This window comes from Tepidimonas taiwanensis, assembly GCF_020162115.1.
GTDB classification, from domain to species: Bacteria; Pseudomonadota; Gammaproteobacteria; order Burkholderiales; family Burkholderiaceae_C; genus Tepidimonas; species Tepidimonas taiwanensis.
Genome location: NZ_CP083911.1, coordinates 332,376 through 350,619, shown reverse-complemented (window position 1 = coordinate 350,619; position 18,244 = coordinate 332,376). Strand labels below are relative to the sequence as shown.

Here is an 18,244-nt window from a genome sequence, read left to right as displayed (position 1 = left end):
GCGGCCGCGGCGCTGGTCCCCAGCGCGAAAACACCGAGAAGCACGGCGCTCCACACGCGCCACCACCCGCGCGATATCCGCACCGAGCGGCACGCAACACCGCCAAACGAAAGAAGGGCTCTCATAGAATGGCGTCGATTCTAGACAGACGCCCCTTATGTTCGCGTTTTTGAAGAAAAAGTTCTTTGGCGCGCGGGAAGCCGCCGAGCCCGCCCCGGACACCGCCAGGACATCGGACACCACCGCGACGCCGGACACGCCGGCGCCCGGCACGGACTCCCCCGATGGCCGGGACGGACAGGATGCGCGGTCGCAGGCCACGGTCGCTCCTGCAACCGGGGCGGTGGTCCCGGCCGCTCCCCCCGCGGCAACGGCCGACGACTCCGATACGGCCGGGGCAGCGCCCATGGCCATCCACGCCGCGCCGATCACCGGTGCAGGGCCGGCCGCCGTGGCTCTCGCCCCCTCGCCCGCCGCGCCTGCCACGGCCGATCACCCCATCGCGGCCCCCACTGCCCAATCCGCCGAATCCGGCATCGCACCAGCCCCGACCGCCACGCGCCAAGGGTGGCTCGCCCGCCTGAGCGCCGGGCTGCGCAAGACCGGCAGCAGCCTCGCGGCGGTGTTCACCGGCGGCAAGATCGACGAGTCGCTCTACGAGGAGCTGGAAACGGCGCTGCTGATGGCCGACGCTGGCACCCAGGCCACGACCGCGCTGCTGCAGGACCTGCGCCAGCGGGTCAAGGCGGCGCGCGCCACCGAAGCCGAGGAGGTGCGCGCGCTGCTGCGCGACGTGATCGCCGACTGGCTGCAGCCGCTGCAAAAGCCGCTCGCGGTCGGTGCCCAGGCCGACGGGCCAACGGTGTGGATGGTCGCCGGCGTCAACGGCGCCGGCAAGACCACCACGATCGGCAAGCTCACGTGGCACCTGGCCCACCACGGTGCCACGGTCCTGCTGGCGGCGGCGGACACGTTCCGCGCCGCCGCGCGCGAGCAGCTCGGTGTCTGGGCGCAGCGCAACGGCGTCGACATCGTCAGCCAGGAGGGCGGCGACCCCGCGGCGGTGGCGTTCGACGCCGTCTCGGCCGGCCGCGCGCGCGGCAAGGACGTGGTGATCGTCGACACCGCGGGGCGGCTGCCCACGCAGCTGCACCTGATGGAGGAGCTGCGCAAGATCAAGCGCGTGGTACAAAAAGCCGACCCCGGCGCCCCGCACGAGGTGCTGCTCGTCATCGACGGCAACACCGGCCAGAACGCCCTCGCGCAGGTCAAAGCCTTCGACGCCGCGCTGCAACTCACGGGCCTCATCGTCACCAAGCTCGACGGCACCGCCAAGGGCGGGGTGCTCGCCGCCATCGCGATGTGGGCGCGCGAGCAGCGCCGCAGCCTGCCCGTGTATTTCATCGGCGTGGGCGAGAAGCTCGAGGACCTGCAACCCTTCGACGCGCGGGAGTTCGCGACCGCGCTCCTCGGGTGAGCCCCCTGCGAATCCCTACCACCGACACGGATTTCGGGGTTCACCCGATGGCCGGTCGCGACCCGCTGCGGTAAGGTCCGTGTCGGGTCGGTCCCTAGAATTAGCACGGATTGTTTATATCAGAATGTCGTGATACAAACAGTCCGGCTGCGGCGCGGTTGCCGTAACCCCCAGAGGAGATCATCAACGATGAAAACAGCGCGGTATGTATTGGCAGCATGCCTGGCCGGCGCAGCGACGCTGGCCCAGGCGCAGGTGGACCAGGTCAAGGTGTGGGCGGCGGCCTGCGCCAACTGCCACGGCACCGACGGGCGCGCGCAGCCCGGCATGGAGGCCCTCGCCGGCAAGAACAAGGACGAGATGGTGCAGAAACTGCTGGACTTCAAGGCCGGGCGCAAACCGGCCACCATCATGCACCAACTCACCAAAGGCTACAGCGACGACGAGCTCAAGGCCATCGCCGCCTACTTCGCCGCCCAAAAACCCTGACCGCCGGGAGACCCTACCATGACCATGCAACGTCGTCATTTCGTCCAAACCGTCGCGGCGGGCTCGGCGCTGGGCTCGCTCGGTCTGCTCGGTGGCTGCGCCAGCACCACGGCCGGCGGCAGCGGCCCGCACGTCGTCGTCATCGGGGGTGGCTACGCCGGCGCCACGGCGGCCAAGTACACGCGCCTGTTCTCCGAAGGCAAGGTGCGCGTGACGCTGATCGAGCCGAACGCGCAGTTCATCTCCTGCCCGATTTCGAACCTGGTGATCGGCGGCATCAAGCAAATCGCCGACATCACGATTCCGTACGACAACCTGGAAAAGCGCCACGGCGTCAAGATCGTGCGTGACCGCGCCACGGCGATCGACCCCGAGAAGCGCGTCGTCAAGCTCGCCGGCGGCGGTGAGATCGGCTACGACCGCCTGATCGTCTCGCCGGGCATCGACTTCATGTGGGAGACACTGCCCGGCATGGCCAAACCCGGCGCGCAAGACAAGGTGCTGCACGCGTGGAAAGCCGGTCCGCAGACGGTGGCGCTGCGCAAGCAGCTCGAGGACATGCCCGACGGCGGCGTGTACGCGCTGTCCATCCCGCTGGCGCCGTACCGCTGCCCGCCCGGCCCGTACGAGCGTGCCTGCATGGTGGCGCATTACTTCAAGAAAGCCAAGCCGAAGAGCAAAGTCATCATCTTCGACGCCAACGACGACATCCAGTCGAAGAAGGCCTTGTTCCTGAAGGCGTGGGACGAGCACTACAAGGGCATCATCGAGTACCGGCCCAAGCACCGCGTGGTCGACGTGGACGCCGCCACCAACACGCTGAAGTTCGAGTTCAACGATGACTTCAAGGGCGCGGTACTCAACGTCGTGCCCAACATGCGCGCCGGTGACATCGCGGTGCAGGCGGGGCTTGCCACGGCCAACAAGCGCTGGTGCGAAGTGGACTTCCTCACCTTCGAATCGAAGGCGGTGAAGAACGTGCACGTGCTCGGCGACGCGATCCAAATCGCGCCGGCGATGCCCAAGTCCGGTCACATGGCCAACCAGCACGGCAAGACCTGCGCGGCGGCGGTGGTGAGCCTGCTGATGGGCAAGGAGCCGCCGAAGACACCGCTGTACGCCAACACCTGCTACAGCTTCGTCACCGACGAGGACGTGGTGCACGTGGCCAGCGTCCACCGCTACGACCCGGAGAAAAAGACGATGCTGACCGTCCCGGGCTCGGGCGGTGTCTCGGCCCGTGCCAGCGAGCTCGAGGGCCGCTACGCGCTGGCCTGGGCGCGCAACATCTGGGCCGATACGCTGGCATAAAGCCCCTGCGACCCGCCTGTCGTCCCTCGCGTCAGGCGGGTTTTTCATCGGGTCATATATTGGAACATCATTAGTCGCTCATACATACCTCCCCATGAAGCGCATCCGTACCCTCCCCCCCATCCGGCACGGCTGGCGCGCCGTGGTCGTGGCCGGTACCCTGGCGGCCGTCGCCGGCGCGTCGTGGGCCCAGGCCGACGACGCGCGTGCGCGCAAGATCGCCAACGGCGTGTGCGCCATGTGCCACGGTGACCAGGGCGAATCGGCCAGCGAAATCTTCCCTCGCCTGGCCGGGCAGCACGCCGAGTACATCACCAAGCAGCTGCGCGCGTTCAAGAGCGGTGAACGCAAGAGCACCGCGATGGCCGAAATGGTCGCCCGGCTGACCGACGACGAAATGGTGGCGCTCGGGCGCTACTACGAAAAGCTTCCGCCGGTGCGCGACAACGTCAAGGACACGGGGCTCGCGGCGATCGGCGCGTACCTGTACCAGAACGGCAACAAATTCAGCGGCGTGCCGGCGTGCGCCGCCTGCCACGGGCCAGACGGCCACGGTGCGGCCAATCTGCCCCGGCTGGCCGGGCAGTTGTCGGGCTACCTCTTCACCCAGCTCAAGCAGTTCAACCAACGCCAGCGCACCAACGACAATGTCGTGATGCACGCCGTCGCGGAGAAAATGACCGAGCTGGAAATGGCCGCGGTCGCCGAGTACCTGAGCACCAAGTGAGCGGTGCGGTCCGCTCCGGACCGGCACCGTGACGGGTCAGTCGACGTGCAGCTTGGCGTGGATGCGCCGCGTCAGCCGCCACACGCCCCACAGCACCACCGGCATCAGCGCCCCGGCGGTCAGTTCCGGGTGTAACGGTACACCCGCGGACTTCAGCGCCTTGGCACCATAGAGCACCAGGCTGATCACGTAGTACGAGATCGCCGCGATCGACAGGCCCTCGACGGTCGTCTGCAGCCGTAACTGCAGTGCCTGGCCGCGCGTGAGCTTTTCCAACAACTGGCGGTTCTGGTCCTCGCGGGCGATGTCCACCTGCGTGCGAAGCAGCGCGCTGGTGCGCGCGACGCGCTCGGACAGCGCGGCCAGCCGCTGTTCGACCGACGCAACGGTCGCGATCGCCGGCGCCAGGCGCCGCTGCATGAACTCGCTGATCGTCTGCGTCCCCGGGATGGCCCGCTCGCGGAGTTCCGCGATGCGCTGCGCGACGATGCGCTCGTAGGCGCGCGTGGCGAAAAAGCGGTAGCTGTGCTCGGCGATCGCACGCTCCACCGTCGCCGCCAACCCCACGAGCTCGTCCAGCAGCACGTGGTCCGGCGTCGTCTTCGCCTCCATCGCGGCGGCGAGCCGCGCCAGCCGCTGCTCCGCATCGGCCAGCGGTCCACCCAGCGCCTTGGCCACCGGCAGACCGAGCAGCGCCACCATCCGGTAGGTCTCGAGTTCGAGCAGCCGCGCCGAGATCCGCCCGGCGCGCGTCTCGCTGGTCGTCGGCGGTGCGATCACCAGCATGCGCTCGAACCCGTCGTCGCGCAGCCAGAAGTCAGTCACCACCATCGAGTGGGCATCACGCCCCAGCAACGCCGCGACCACCGGCCGCTCGTCGAACCACGCCCGCGCCTGCTCCAGCAGCGTCGGGGGATCGGTCAGATCGCCGGGCACCAGCGCCAGCTCGATCGCGCAGATCGTCCGCCCCGGTATCGCGGCCAGCCAACCCGGCGGCAGCATCGCGTGCGGCTGCAAATCCGGATCGCGCACCCCGAGCCCCGCCCCCGCCGGCAGCGGCTGCACCACCGAGTAGCGCGAGAACTCGGTGTGCCGCTCCCACTTGAGCGTGTAGCCGGGCGCGCATCGCAGGCGCAAAAAGTTGCCCGCCAGGTCCCCTTCGGTCAGGTGCTCTTGCCCGGGGAGCCGGCGCAGGTGCTCCAGCTCCTGCCGGCGGTCGACCCCGTCGTGCATCACCGCAACGTACACGACCAGCGCCGGCAGCCGGATGCGCGCCGGCGGCCGCGCGTGCACCTCGTTGTGCAGCGCGCGGCGGCGCGCGTCGTCGGCGGGCAGGGCACCCACGATACCCCCATCAGGATCCGCAACCTTCATGGGCGCAACCATAGCACACCCGTCACGAACGCCGCATCACAGCAAAACCCCGCACGGGCGCGAGGCCCGGCGGGGTTGGAGACCACGCAGTCTGACGACCGTACCGGCACCTGAGGAGCCGGGGTACAGCCGCCCGCTGCCTGCCGTACTCTGTAACGTCGCCGCGTGGGCACGGCGACCAGCGATTGGCTAGAGGCCGCCCACACGCACCGCACGCGGCGAGTATCGAACGTGGGTACGCCCGATATCTCGCAAGCCTGGACGCGAGCGCCCAGCTCTTGACGAAAGCCCGTCGCTTACGCGCCCAGCTTTTAGCGAAAGCTTGCCACCTGCGCGACGAGCGTTTGGCGGAAGTTGGACGTTTATGCGCCCAACTTCTCTTTGATGCGGGCGGACTTGCCGGTGCGGCCGCGCAGGTAGTACAGCTTGGCGCGGCGCACGTCACCGCGGCGCTTGACCTCGATGCTGGCGATCAGCGGGCTGTACAGCGGAAACGTACGCTCCACACCTTCGCCGTTGGAGATCTTGCGCACGATGAAGCTGGAGTTCAGGCCACGGTTGCGCTTGGCGATGACGACGCCTTCGTAGGCCTGCACGCGCTTCTTGTTGCCTTCGATGACGTTGACGTTGACGACCACCGTGTCGCCGGGCGCGAAGGCCGGGATGGTCTTGTTCAGGCGAGCGATTTCTTCCTGCTCGAGGATCTGGATGAGGTTCATGGCATGCACCGTGATCGTGACCGCGCTGCACTGTGCACGGATCGCCACCCTTGCGACGACCCGCCCGGCGCACATCGGCCCGCCCGCATCGGACGAACCCCCGCACCGAAGCCGGACAGAGGATCAAAGCTTTTCATTATAGCCCGCTTCGCCCAGCCACCGCTCATCCGCGGGGGTCACGACCCCGCGAGCGCGGGCTTCGGCCAGCAGATCCGGACGTGCGCGGGCCGTCGCGAGCAGCCGTTGCGCCCGCCGCCACGACGCGATCTGCCCGTGGTGCCCCGACAGGAGCACCGGCGGCACGCCGGCCGGGCCGTGCGGCCCTTCCCAGACCTCCGGTCGCGTGTAGTGCGGACAGTCGAGCAGCCCGTCCACCGCGGGATTGAAGCTGTCCTGCTCGGCGCTCGCGGCATCGCCCAGCACGCCCGGCTGCAGCCGGGCCACCGCATCCAGCAGCGCGACCGCGGCGATTTCCCCCCCGGAAAGAACGAAGTCGCCCAGGCTGATCTGCGCGTCGACACAGGCGTCGATGAACCGCTGGTCCACCCCTTCGTAGCGCCCGCACACGAGGATCGCGCCGGGCGCATCCGCCGCCGCGTAGCGCGCGACGACCGCGTGCGTCAGGCGCTCACCCGCCGGAGAAAACAGCACCGTCGGCACGTCGACCGGGGCGCCCGGAGCGCGCACGGCGTCGAGCCCGCGGTCCACCCGGATGGCCCGCCAGCAGCGGTACAGCGGCTCGGCCATCATCACCATGCCCGGCCCGCCGCCAAACGGCCGGTCGTCGACGCGGCGGTAGTGACCATCGGCGTGATCGCGCAACGGCCACAGGCGCACCGTCACCGCGCCGCCCGCGAAGGCGCGGCGCGTCACACCGGCCGACAGGTACGGCTCGATGAGCTCGGGAAAGAGGGTGATGATGTCAAATCGCATCGCGCGCGGACGGGAATGGCGGCACGGCAACCGGCGCGCGGAGACGCGCCGGTTCAGTAGTCGGGCTGCCAGTCGACGGTGATGCGCCGCGCCGGCAGGTCGACCGCGTCAACGTACGCCCCGACGAAGGGAATCAGGCGTTCGGTCGCCGCCTCCCCGCTGCCATCACGCACGCACAGGACATCGTGCGGTCCGGTGGAGAGCAGATCGGTGACGACCCCGAGCACGATGCCCTCGCGGTTGACGACGGTGCAGCCGATCAGGTCGACCCAGTAGTACTCGTCAGGCCCCTCGGGCGCGGGAAAGTCGGCGCGCGCGATGGCGATGCGCGCACCGCGCAGCTGTTCGGCGTGCGTACGGTCGTCCAGCCCTTCAAAGCGCGCCACGAGGCCATCGCCGTGCCAGCGCGCTTCGGCGACCGTCACGGCCACCACGCCCTCGAAGGCGTCGAAGGGCTTGGCCCGCGCCCCCCCGGGGGCCGGGGGCTGCAGGTACCAGCGTCGGGCGTGCAGCAGCGCGTCGCCGCCGCGGCTGAGGCTGTGCACCCGCACCCAGCCGCGCACCCCCCAGGCCTGCTGCACGTGACCGACCTCGACCGCATCGGCCGGCAGCGCGGCCACATGCCACGGCACGGGGTCGGTCATGCGCACTCCGGCGATCAGGCGGCCGCGGCCTCGGCGGTGGGCGCGACCTTGGGCGCCTGCTTGATCAGGCGCTGCACGGTGTCGGACGGCTGCGCGCCCACACCCAGCCAGTACGCGAGGCGGTCCTGCGCGATGTTGAGCGGCACGTCGTTGCCGCGCGCGATCGGGTTGTAGAAGCCGATGCGCTCGATAAAGCGGCCGTCACGGCGGCAACGCTTGTCGGCGACGACGATGTGGTAGAACGGGCGGGCCTTCGAGCCGCCACGGGCGAGTCGGATCACGACCATGGTTTATCCTTGCGAACTGTTCGACGAGACGGTGGAGGCAACGCCTTCAGACACGGCTGGCCACCTGGCCAGTAAAACGTTGCAAACCCGCCATTATAGCCCTCGACCCGTGAAATCCCCCCTGATCCGTCCCAGCCGCGACGACGACCTGCCCGCCATCGCCCAGCTCTACGGCCACCACGTGCTGCACGGCACCGGCACGTTCGAGACCACGCCCCCGACCGTCGACGAGATGGCATCGCGCCGCGCGGACGTGCTGGCCAAGGGACTGCCGTGGCTCGTGGCCGAGGTCGATGGCCGCGTCGTCGGCTTTGCCTACGGCAACTGGTTCAAGCCGCGGCCGGCGTACCGTTATTCCGTCGAAGATTCGATCTACGTCGCGCCCGACGCGGCGGGCCGCGGCCTGGGCCGCGCGCTGCTGGCCGAGCTGCTGCTGCAACTGGAGGCGCGCGGGATCCGCAAGGTGATGGCGGTGATCGGCGATTCGGCCAACGCGGGCTCGATCGGGCTGCACACCGCGCTGGGGTTCGAGCGCGTCGGCGTCGTGCGCTCGTGCGGGTGGAAATTCGGCCGCTGGCTCGACATCGTGCTGATGGAAAAGTCCCTGGGTCCGGGCGATACCACCCCACCCGCCGACGCCTGACGCATGGGGCCATCCCCCGCGATGGACACGCGCGTCGGAACCGACAGACGGGTGCTGGCGCGCGGGTGTGCGGAACCGGATTCGCGTCGGAAAACTCCCGGACAGTGTCTGACTCCCCGACAGCGTCTTCCCGGCCAAACGATCACGTCACGCCCATGAACGCCCCCTTGAACGCCTCCACCCCCACCGCACCCGCCCGTCCCCGCAACAAAACCGTGGCCGCGTGGCTCGCCTTCATCGGCGGCGGCCTCGGCTGGCACCGCTTCTACCTGCACGGCTTCGGCGACGTCTGGGGGTGGTTGCACGCCATCCCGACGGCGCTGGGCCTGTGGGGGGTCGATCGCGTGCTGACGTACGGGCAGGACGACAAGCTCTCGTGGGTGCTGCTGCCGTTCCTCGGGCTCGGGCTGGTGGCGGCGTGTCTGTCGGCCATCGTCTATGCGCTGCAGCCACCGGAGCGCTGGAACGCGCGCCACAACCCACACCTGGCGGCGGACGCGCGGCCGGGCGCGACGAACTGGTTGACCGTCCTCGCGGTGGTGCTGTCGCTGATGGTGGGGGCGACCGCCCTGATGGCAGGGCTCGCATTCAGCTTCCAGCGCTATTTCGAATACCAGATCGAGGAGGGCCTGCGCATCAGCCAGTGACGCGGCCCACCCAGCCCATCAGCAGCATCCAGCCGCTGAGCGTCAACAGCGCCAGCGCCGTCGACAGCCCGGTGGCGGCGGTCACCTCGTCCTGCGCGACGCGGTAGCGCTGCGCGAACAAAAAGACGTTGGCCCCGACGGGCACGCCGGCAGCCACCACCAGCACCGTCAGCGGCAGCCCGCGCAATCCCCACAGCCACGCCGACACGGCGACCAGCACCGGCAGCACGACGTTTTTCGCCAGCGCCACCGACCACGCCTCGCCCCAGCGCCCGCGCAGCGGCGTGTGCGCGAGGCTCACCCCCACCAGCACCAGCGCCAGCGGGCCGAACGCCTGCCCGAGGAGCTGCAGCGGCCGGTCCACGACCGCGGGCATCGACCAGCCGGTCGCGCCCCACAGCAGCCCGCACGCGATCGGCAGCGGTATCGGGTGAATCACCGAGCCGCGAATGGCCGATGCGGCCGCGGCCCACAGCCGCGCGCGCGGCCCGCCGTCCGCCGCCTGCCGCGCTCGGGCGCGGGCATCGGCCAGCTCCAGCGTCACCGACGCCGTGGTGAGCAGAATGAGCGCGTGCACCGCGATCAGCGTCAGCAGCGTGACCACGCCGGCCTGTCCGTACGCCAGCCCGACCAGCGCGATGCCGATCATCACCAGGTTGGAAAACGTCCCGCCCAGCGCCAGCACCACCCCGCGCGGGTGGAAACCGCGCCACGCCACCTGCAGCGCGAACCACGGCAACACCGCGCTGAAGTACGCCGCCACGGGGCGCCAGTCCAGCGTCTCCAGGCGCACCTGGCTCATCGTGCGAAACAGCAGCGCCGGGATCAGCAGCAAAAAGACGAGGTTGGACAGGTCCCGCACCGCGGCCGTGCCGACCCAGCCGCGCCGGCCGGCCAGCACGCCAGCGCCGATCAGCAGGAACACCGGGGTCAGGGACTGAAAGACGGGGTGGTCGGCGAGGTTCACGGCACCCGAGTGTACGCACCCGGTCGCCCGCGCCCAGGCACGAACGCGACGCCCCGCCCCCGGCAGCGGTCAGGTGGCGTCGGGCTTCAGGTACTGCGCGAAGACGCGCCGCAGCTTGCCCACCTTGGGCGCCGCGACAGCGAGACAGTAACCGTGGTACGGGTGCCGCGCGTAGAAGTCCTGGTGATAGGCCTCCGCGGGCCAGTAGTGCCGCAGCGGCTCGACCTCGGTGACGATGGGCGCGCCGTAGACCCCGGATGCTTCCAGTTCGGCGATCACGGCGCGCGCGGCCTCGGCCTGCGCGGGCGTCGTCCAGTAGATGCCGCTGCGGTACTGGGTGCCAACGTCCGCGCCCTGGCGGTTGGGCGTCGTCGGGTCGTGCGTCGCGAAGAAGATGTGCAGCAGCGTGCGCACGTCGATCTGCGCCGGGTCGTACACCACCTTGACCACTTCGGCGCAGCCGGTGCGGCCAGTGCAGACCTCCTCGTACGTCGGCTGCTCGGCCTGGCCGTTGCTGTAGCCGGATTCGACGTCGAGCACGCCGCGCACGTGGTCGAACACGGCCTCGGTGCACCAAAAGCACCCGCCGGCCAGCACGAGGGTTTCGGTGGGGGACATCGACTCGCTGGTGGGTGTCATCGGGCCGCTCCTGCCATACACGATCCGCTGTCGGGATCAGACGGATGGTATCCGCGTTGCCCATCCCCTGCCACGACGCGGGTCAACGCCGCCAGTCAGACCGCCGGGGAGGTGACGATCACACGATTGCGCCCCGCGTGCTTGGCCGCATAGAGGGCCTCGTCGGCGTGCCGGTACAGGCTGGCCCAGTCGTCGGTGCCGCCGGGGGCGGTGCGATCGGCGGCGGCGCTGACGCACACCCCGATCGACACCGTCCCCACGGCGTCGTCCGGCAGCGCCACGCCGACCTCGCGGCACGCCCGTTCCAGCCACTGCGACACCTGCTGGTCCAAGGTGCGCCGAAACGCCTCCAGGCGCTCGGTCAGGCGGTCTGCATCGTCGACCGCGGCAACCACCGCGAACTCCTCCCCGCCCGTGCGGAAACACCACTCGTTGCCGCGCCGAAACCACTCGCGCAACAACCCGCCGACGAGCCGCAGCGCCTCATCACCGCGCGGGTGGCCGAGCGCGTCGTTGACCCACTTGAAGTGGTCGAGGTCGAGCAGCGCCAGCGCCAGGGGTTGGCCCTCGCGTACCGCGCGGCGCCACTCGCGGTCGGCGACGGTCTGGAACGCGCGGCGGTTGGCCAGCGACGTCAGCGGGTCGGTCGCGGCCTGCTCCTCCAGCCGCGCGTTGGCGTCTTGCAACGCGCGGGTGCGCTCGCGCACCTCGGATTCCAGACGCGCGCTGTGGGAGCGCTGTTCGTGCAGCAGCGCCTCTTGCGCGCCGCGCGCCTGCGATTTGAGCTCGTGGATGCGCCAGCTCAGCATCATCGCCAGCGTCACCATCTCCAGCATCGAGCCGATGTTGAGCGCGTATTCCACCCACGGCTGCGACGGCAGCCACCCCAGCACGCGCGCGTAGTACACGAGCGCCCCCGTGACCCAAAACGCCCACGCGATCAGGTACAGGCGCGCTTCGATCACCCCGCGCCACGCCAGCCGCGCCGCCACCGCCAGCAGGCTGATGAGGAACAACACCCCGAGCGGGATGAGCGTGCGAAACGTCGCCGCGTACCAGTCCAGCACCGCGGGCACCGCGTGCAGCGCGATCCCCACCATCAGCAGCCGCAGCCAGCGATCCGCCCACGGCGCGAGCGCCGCCGTGCGCAGCCAGACCTGGGTAAACCGCCCCAGCGTCAGATAGATCGCGACGGACGACACGCCGATGATGACGTTGTTGAACACCGGGGCGCTCGGCCACAGGGTGGCGAAACCGAAGCCGGTGAAGCTGTAGTTCCACAGCAGAAAACTGCCGAGGTAGGCCGCGTACCACGCAAAACTCGCCTCGCGGTTCAGCGCCCCGGCGGCGAGCATGTACAGCATCAGGATGCCGATGGCGCCGAAGTAGGCGCCGAGGATCAGCGTCTCGCGAAACCCCTTGTCCGTGAACGCGGGCAGGGTCCACAGGGTCAGCGGCAGCGCGTCGTAGAGTCCGTCGTGGCTGGCGAAGCGCCACCACAGCTCCACGTGTCCGCGGGCCGGCACGCGGACCTTGAAGAGCGGATAGCGGTACGGCACCGGGCGCGACGCGAAGGGGAAACGGTCGCCGGTGCGCCACTGCTGCACGTCGCCGTCGCTGCTGCGCACCGTCAGCAGCACGTCGTCGTGCAGCGGCATCGCCAGCTCGATGGCGCGCTCCTGCGCGGCATCGTCGGGGTTGTCCAGGCGCAGCCGCGCCCACCACGTGCTGTCGGAAAAGCTGAAGTTCAGCACCTGCATGTCGCTGCGCCGCCACGGCAGCCCGGGGTCGGACGACACGCGCTCCCACGACAGCGCCCCGTCGGGGTCCTCGAGCAGCTCCACCGCCGGGCCGAGTGGCCGCCCCTGCGCGTCGGCCGCATCGAGCCCGAGGACCGGCATCGCCGAGGCGCATGCGATCGACCACCACGCAAGGCCCGCGACGAGCCACCGGCGCCACGACATTGGCTGATCTTTCAAGAAGGGAAACCCATCTTAGCCGATCCGTGCCCGATGCGATACGGCCGTCGCGACCGACGGGTATGCGCCGGCGGTGCTGGAGGAGCCCGAGGATCGGTTATGGTACCCACACGATGATGACGATGTCGCTGGACTTCCTCGCGCTGCCGCTGCTGACCGCCTCCGCCCTGGTGCTGCTGAGCCTCGTGGCCGGGTTGTTCTCGGCGCGGCTGGGGTTGTCGTTCCTGCTGGTGTTCCTGGTGGCAGGGATGCTGCTGGGCGAGGACGGTCCGGGCGGCGTGCTGTTCGAGGACTTCCGGCTGGCGTTCTGGGTGGGCAACGTCGCGCTGGCGGTGATCCTGCTCGACGGCGGGCTGCGCACGCAGTACGCCACCTTCCGCACGGGGCTCAGGCCGGCGCTACTGCTGGCCACCGTCGGGGTCGTCGTCAGCGCCGCGCTCACCGGGCTGGGCGCGTGGTGGCTGCTGGGGTGGGACTGGCGGCTCGCGCTGCTGCTCGGCGCCATCGTCGGCTCCACCGACGCGGCGGCGGTCTTTTCGCTGCTGCAGACGTCCGGCGTGCGGCTCAATGAGCGGGTGGCCTCGACGCTGGAAATCGAGTCCGGGCTGAACGACCCGATGGCGGTGTTTCTGACGCTGGCGTTGATCGGGCTGGCCACGGCCGCGGAAACGCCGGCACCGGCCGGCGCGCGGGCGATGCTGCTGGCGCTCGCGCAGCAGTTCGGCTGGGGCCTGCTGCTCGGCACAGGACTCGGCTGGGTGCTGGCCGACGGGCTGCGCTGGTTGACGCGCGTCACCCGGCCGGGCGGCGGCGTGCGGGCGTTGCTGCTGCTGTCGGCGGGGCTGGCGGTATTTGCGCTGACGACGTGGATCGGCGGCTCGGGGTTTCTGGCGGTCTATGTGTTCGGCCTCGTGCTCGGCAACCGCTCGCGCGGCTCGATCGCGCCGGCGCTGCAGGCAATGGACGGCTACGCCTGGATGGCGCAGGCGGGCATGTTCCTGCTGCTGGGGCTGCTGGTCACGCCAACCGAGGCGCTGCGCACGCTGCTGCCGGCGCTCGGGGTGGCGGCGGTGCTGATGGCGGTGGCGCGCCCCGTCGCGGTGTGGCTGTGCCTGGCGCCGCTGCGATTTCCACCACGAGAGATCGTCTTCATCGCCTGGGTGGGCCTGCGCGGTGCCGTGCCGATCGTCCTGGCGGTGTTTCCGCTCATGGCCGGGGTCGAGGGCGCCAAGACCTTCTTCAACATCGCCTTCGTCGTGGTGCTGGCGTCGCTGCTGTTGCAGGGCGCGACGCTGCCTTGGGCGGCGCGCCGCACGGGCGTGGCGCTGCCGGACCGGGACGACCCGGCCGCGGTGCGGCGGGTGTTTGGTGACTTCGAGGTGCCGGCCGACACGCCGATGGCCGCGCTGTGCCAGTTCTACGGCTGGCCGACGGTCGAGGACGAACGCCTCACCGTGGGCGAGTGGTTTCGCCGCACGTGCCAGCGCCCACCCGTGGAGGGCGACCAACTGCGCTGGGGGCCAGCTGAGCTCAGCGTGCGCCGCGTGCGGGCGGGGTCGATCGAGCGGGTGGGCATCCGCATCGAGGATACAGACGAGGACGGGAACGGGACCACATCGACACCCGCTCGCTGAGGGTTGGCGGGCGGACCGGCGCCACGAGATGTCGGCGGGTCGGTGCGCCCGGCATGCATGGGCTGCGCGGTCATGGCCCGGATATGGCCCCCGCGCGGGCGCCGCGGTCGGGTCAACCCACCTCAGTCACCGGGCGTGACCGGGTGACGCCGTCGTGCAGCGCCGCGGCGAGCAGCGGCGCGAGCGGCACCGCGTTGCTGTCGTGGGGCACGCTGTCGGCGCTCCAGACCTCGCCCACGCCCGCCGTGCGCATCACCGCGAGCGCATCGCCAATGAAGAGCGCGTGCGTCACCGCCACGTCCACCGAGACGGCACCCGCGGCACGCAGCGCGATGGCGGCCTGCGCGACGGTGCGGCCGGTGCTGGCCATGTCGTCCAGGATCACGACGGCGCGGCCGCGCACGGGCTGCGGCGGCAGCTCGATCACCACGTCGCGGTCGCCACGGCGCACCTTGCGGCACACCGCCGCCTCCAGCCCGACCGCGGCGGCGGCCTGGCGCACCCACTGGGCGGATTCCTCGTCCGGCCCGACCAGCAGGGCCCCGGGCCGCCGCGCGGCGATCGCCTGCGCCAGCAACGGGGCCGCCGTGAGGGCGTGGGCGTCGGGCAACGGCACCGCTTCCGCCAGTGTCGCCACCCGGTGCAGGTGCGGATCGACGGTGATGAGCCCGTCGAAGGCCGCCGCGAGCCAGTGCCCGACGTGGCGCTGGCTGACCACCTCGCCGGGGGTGAAGGCCATGTCCTGCCGCATGTAGGCGAGGTACGGTGCCACCAGCCACAGCCGCTGCGCCCCGAGCGCACGCGCGGCCGGTGCGGCCAGCAGCAGCTCGACGAGCTTTTCGTTCGGCTGGTGCAGGCTGCGGTAGATCGCCACCGCGGGCGGCAACCGGGGGGGCAGGCGCAGCCGCAGCTCGCCGTCCGGGAAACGGTGGCGCTCGATCGGCGCCAGCGCCCAGGCCTGGTCGCCGGCATTACCCGTGGCGGTCGAGCGAACCTGCAGCGCGGCGAGCAGCCGTTGCGCGGGGCCGCGCTCGTCGTCGAAACACAGCAGCAGCGGCACGTTCAGAACTCCACGAAGACCTGCGGCACCTCGTGCGGGTCGCCGATGCGGTAGCCGCTGTCGCGCGTGCTGGCCTGCAGCGCGAAGTCGCGGTCGGCCGGATACTCCGCATACACGCGGTACAGCGTCTCGCCGGCGCGCACCGGCTCGCCGAGCTTGCGCGCGAGGTCGACCCCCGCCCCCGCCACCTTCGGTGCCCCCGCCAGGCGCGCGATGCGCGCGATCTGCAGGTTGTCGATGCCAGTGACGACGCCGTCGCGCGGGGCCGTGACCTCGAAACTCAGGCGCGCCAGCGGGGGCCGCTCCGGGTCGAAGTCGCGCGCCCCTTGCGCGGCGATCAGCGCGCGCATCTTCTCCAGCGCGCGGCCGGAATCGAGAATGTCGCGCGCGATGCCGTAGCCGTCGCCGCCGCGGATGTCGGGGTCGCACTCGAGTAGCCGTCCGGCCAGCCGCAGCGCCTTCTGGCGCAGGTCGATCGGCGCGAGCGGGTGGTTCTGCAGCACGCGCATCACGTCGCGCGCCTCCAGCACCGGGCCGATGCCCTGGCCGATCGGCTGCCGTCCGTCGGTGATCACGACGTCGATCGAAATGCCCAGCCGCCGCGCCACGTATTCAAACAACCGGCGCAGGCGCTGTGCCTCGGGCATCGTGCGCACCTTCGCGGTGGGCCCGACGGGGATGTCGAGCACGATGTGGTTGGAGCCGGCGGCGACCTTCTTGCTCAGGATCGACGCCACCATCTGGCTGGGTGAATCGAGCGACAGCGGCCGCTCGACGGCGATCAGCACGTCGTCCGCGGGCGAGAGCTGCGCCGTCCCGCCCCAGGCGAGGCAGCCCCGGTGCTCGCGCACGATCTCGCGCAGCCGCTCGATCGGCAGCTCCACCGCGGCCAGCACCTCCATCGTGTCGGCGGTGCCCGTCGGCGACGTGATGGCACGCGACGAGGTCTTGGGACAGACCAGCCCGTGCGCGGCGACGATGGGCACGACCAGCATCGACGTGCGATTGCCCGGGATGCCGCCGATGCAGTGCTTGTCGACCACGAGGCGCTCGCGCCAGTCGAGCCGCTGCCCGGCGTCGATCATCGCCTCGGTCAGGAAGTACACCTCCTCGCGGTCGAGCTCACCGCTGTGCGTGGCGACGACGAAGGCCGACAGCTCGATCTTGGAATAGCGGCGCTCGGCGATGTCGCGCACGATGGCGCGAAACGCCTCGCGATCGAGCCGTTCACCGTTGATCTTGCGGTGCAGCGCGGCGATCGACGCCGGCGCCTCGGCCTGCGAGATGGTCGCCGGGTGGCCGGGCTCCACCCCCAGCTGCGCGAAGGCGTCGATGGACAACCCGATCTCGTCACACTTGACGATGCGCGGGTCGTGCGTGACGTTGAGCGTCGCGAGCACCATGCGGCCGTTGGCGCGTACCTCCACCTTGGACAGGGCCTGGAAGCCTTCGGCGCGATAGCGCTCGCAGTCGCGGTGGAGGTAGGCGACGTTCTCGCGATAGGTGTCGATGGCGACGCGGCGCAGTTTCAGCGGCGCCTCGCCCGCCGCCTCCGGTGCCACGGGCGGACACGGCGAGAGCTTGAGCAGGTCGGCGGAAGCGGAGGGGAATGGGGGTGTGGACATGTCAGGCAATCCGGATGTGCTGGCGTTCGATGATCGGCCGCAGTCGCGCCGTCTCGGTGGCGACGCGCTGCGCCAGCGCCTGCGGGGTGGAGCCGACGCCCTGCCACCCCTGGGCCTGCAGGCGCTGCTGCACGTCGCGCTCGCGCACGACGCGCGCCAGCGCGCGGGCGAGCCGCTGCGCCGCCTCCGGCGCCAGCGCCAGCGGTGCGGCCAGGGCGTACCAGTGCTCGAAGCCGTAGCCGGCCACGCCCCGCTCGGCCAGCGTCGGCAGCGCCGGCAGCAGCACGCTGCGCCGGGGCGACGTGACGGCCGCCACCGGCAGCCGCGCCGTGCGCCAGTGCGGCACGGCCAGCGCGGGGGGCAACAACGCCACCTGCACCTCGCCCTGCAGCAGGGCGTTGACGACCTGCGGGTTGCCGGGATACGGCACGTGCCGGATCTGCCAGCCGGTGTGGGCCTTGAGCAGCTCCATGCCGAGGTGAAACGGCGACCCCGCACCGGGGCTGCCGTACTGCCACGCGGCGCCCGCCTCCGCGATCGCGCGCAGCGCGGCCGACCCGCGGGTGGCCAGGTGCGGCGACAGGCACAGCAGCAGCGGCGTGCTCGCCACCACCGAGACGCCGCGCAGATCGGTCAGCGGGTCATAGCCCAGCGACGGCTGCAGCCAGCGCGCCACCGTCAGCTGCCAGCCCGGCAGCAGGCCCAGCACGTGGTCATCGCCCATCTGGGCCAGCGCCGTCGCGGCCGCCAGCCCCCCCGCGCCGGGGCGGTTTTCCACCTCGATTGGCTGCCCGAGCGCCGCCGCCAACGGCCCGACGAGCGTGCGCGCCAGCTCGTCGGCGGACGACCCTGCCGGGAAACCCACCCAGCACTGCAGGGGGCGCGTGGGCCACGCCGCGCGGGCCGCCGCCGGCCGCGGCGCGAGCGCCGCCGTCGCCGTGGCGATGGCCCATCCCGCCCCCGCCGCCAGCCAGGCGCGGCGCGACCGCTCACCGACGGCAGACGTCGACGGTCGTGGAACGGGGGCACCGGGGGGGCGGAGCGGCTTCATGCGTGCAAGTCGGCAAGCGTACCACCGATGTGGGGCCG

The 18,244-nt window shown here is 70.9% G+C and carries 18 protein-coding genes; 7 read left to right on the top strand and 11 right to left on the bottom strand.

What is annotated here, in order from left to right:
• Positions 1-157: 157 nt before the first annotated feature.
• The 4 genes from ftsY to LCC91_RS01615 all read left to right on the top strand — a co-directional run bounded on the left by ftsY (position 158) and on the right by LCC91_RS01615 (position 4,004).
• Positions 158-1,477 carry a signal recognition particle-docking protein FtsY gene (ftsY, locus tag LCC91_RS01630; RefSeq protein ID WP_058616295.1) on the top strand — a complete coding sequence of 440 codons (1,320 nt, stop codon included), beginning with the start codon at positions 158-160 and terminating at the stop codon, positions 1,475-1,477.
• 189 nt (positions 1,478-1,666) lie between these two features.
• On the top strand, positions 1,667-1,966 hold the full coding sequence (locus LCC91_RS01625; protein WP_043702876.1) for a c-type cytochrome: 300 nt from the start codon (positions 1,667-1,669) through the stop codon (positions 1,964-1,966).
• A gap of 24 nt (positions 1,967-1,990) precedes the next feature.
• Entirely contained in the window at positions 1,991-3,277 is a 1,287-nt protein-coding gene (locus LCC91_RS01620) for an NAD(P)/FAD-dependent oxidoreductase (protein ID WP_043702938.1), read from the top strand.
• A gap of 94 nt (positions 3,278-3,371) precedes the next feature.
• Positions 3,372-4,004: a c-type cytochrome gene (locus LCC91_RS01615; RefSeq protein WP_058616297.1), complete on the top strand. Its 633-nt coding sequence runs from the start codon at positions 3,372-3,374 to the stop codon at positions 4,002-4,004.
• A gap of 36 nt (positions 4,005-4,040) precedes the next feature.
• On the opposite strand, the gene LCC91_RS01610 is transcribed toward LCC91_RS01615, so the two are convergent.
• From LCC91_RS01610 to rpsP, 5 genes are all read right to left on the bottom strand, one after another.
• Positions 4,041-5,378 (bottom strand): DUF3422 family protein, encoded by a 1,338-nt coding sequence (locus tag LCC91_RS01610; RefSeq protein WP_043702874.1) that lies wholly within the window; start codon positions 5,376-5,378, stop codon positions 4,041-4,043.
• A gap of 362 nt (positions 5,379-5,740) precedes the next feature.
• Complete coding sequence (rplS, locus tag LCC91_RS01605) at positions 5,741-6,097, bottom strand: 50S ribosomal protein L19 (protein ID WP_043702872.1); 357 nt, start codon at positions 6,095-6,097, stop codon at positions 5,741-5,743.
• A gap of 123 nt (positions 6,098-6,220) precedes the next feature.
• Positions 6,221-7,030 (bottom strand): tRNA (guanosine(37)-N1)-methyltransferase TrmD, encoded by an 810-nt coding sequence (gene trmD, locus LCC91_RS01600; RefSeq protein ID WP_043702870.1) that lies wholly within the window; start codon positions 7,028-7,030, stop codon positions 6,221-6,223.
• Between the two features lie 53 nt (positions 7,031-7,083).
• The gene (gene rimM / locus LCC91_RS01595) at positions 7,084-7,674 is read right to left on the bottom strand and encodes a ribosome maturation factor RimM (RefSeq protein WP_043702868.1); all 591 of its coding nucleotides are present in this window, start codon (positions 7,672-7,674) and stop codon (positions 7,084-7,086) included.
• A 14-nt stretch (positions 7,675-7,688) separates the two neighbouring features.
• Positions 7,689-7,961, bottom strand: a complete 273-nt coding sequence (gene rpsP / locus LCC91_RS01590) for a 30S ribosomal protein S16 (RefSeq protein ID WP_043702866.1) — start codon at positions 7,959-7,961, stop codon at positions 7,689-7,691.
• A gap of 109 nt (positions 7,962-8,070) precedes the next feature.
• Between rpsP and LCC91_RS01585 the strand changes: the two genes are divergently transcribed.
• Together LCC91_RS01585 and LCC91_RS01580 are read left to right on the top strand one after the other, a co-directional pair.
• Positions 8,071-8,604, top strand: a complete 534-nt coding sequence (locus tag LCC91_RS01585; protein WP_043702864.1) for a GNAT family N-acetyltransferase — start codon at positions 8,071-8,073, stop codon at positions 8,602-8,604.
• Positions 8,605-8,759: 155 nt separating this feature from the next.
• Positions 8,760-9,251, top strand: coding sequence for a TM2 domain-containing protein (locus tag LCC91_RS01580; protein ID WP_143898005.1), 492 nt, complete (start codon positions 8,760-8,762; stop codon positions 9,249-9,251).
• Here the strand turns inward: LCC91_RS01580 and LCC91_RS01575 are convergent.
• The 3 genes from LCC91_RS01575 to LCC91_RS01565 form a co-directional block, all read right to left on the bottom strand.
• Positions 9,241-10,218 (bottom strand): AEC family transporter, encoded by a 978-nt coding sequence (locus LCC91_RS01575; protein ID WP_043702862.1) that lies wholly within the window; start codon positions 10,216-10,218, stop codon positions 9,241-9,243. The two genes, LCC91_RS01580 and LCC91_RS01575, sit on opposite strands and share 11 nt — an antisense overlap.
• Positions 10,219-10,287: 69 nt before the next feature.
• On the bottom strand, positions 10,288-10,857 hold the full coding sequence (gene msrA, locus LCC91_RS01570; RefSeq protein WP_224440985.1) for a peptide-methionine (S)-S-oxide reductase MsrA: 570 nt from the start codon (positions 10,855-10,857) through the stop codon (positions 10,288-10,290).
• 95 nt (positions 10,858-10,952) lie between these two features.
• On the bottom strand, positions 10,953-12,758 hold the full coding sequence (locus LCC91_RS01565) for a sensor domain-containing diguanylate cyclase (RefSeq protein WP_221934158.1): 1,806 nt from the start codon (positions 12,756-12,758) through the stop codon (positions 10,953-10,955).
• Positions 12,759-12,949: 191 nt separating this feature from the next.
• Here LCC91_RS01565 and LCC91_RS01560 point away from each other — a divergent pair, with 191 nt between their 5' ends.
• Positions 12,950-14,470: a potassium/proton antiporter gene (locus LCC91_RS01560; RefSeq protein ID WP_224440984.1), complete on the top strand. Its 1,521-nt coding sequence runs from the start codon at positions 12,950-12,952 to the stop codon at positions 14,468-14,470.
• 112 nt (positions 14,471-14,582) lie between these two features.
• Here LCC91_RS01560 and LCC91_RS01555 read toward each other — a convergent pair whose 3' ends face one another.
• The 3 genes from LCC91_RS01555 to LCC91_RS01545 are packed head-to-tail and all read right to left on the bottom strand — an operon-like array spanning position 14,583 to position 18,206.
• Entirely contained in the window at positions 14,583-15,530 is a 948-nt protein-coding gene (locus LCC91_RS01555) for a ribose-phosphate diphosphokinase (protein ID WP_052231708.1), read from the bottom strand.
• Positions 15,531-15,532: 2 nt separating this feature from the next.
• Positions 15,533-17,155, bottom strand: a complete 1,623-nt coding sequence (locus LCC91_RS01550) for a thymidine phosphorylase family protein (protein WP_082007682.1) — start codon at positions 17,153-17,155, stop codon at positions 15,533-15,535.
• A gap of 1 nt (position 17,156) precedes the next feature.
• Positions 17,157-18,206: a Bug family tripartite tricarboxylate transporter substrate binding protein gene (locus LCC91_RS01545; protein WP_052231707.1), complete on the bottom strand. Its 1,050-nt coding sequence runs from the start codon at positions 18,204-18,206 to the stop codon at positions 17,157-17,159.
• Positions 18,207-18,244: the final 38 nt, after the last annotated feature.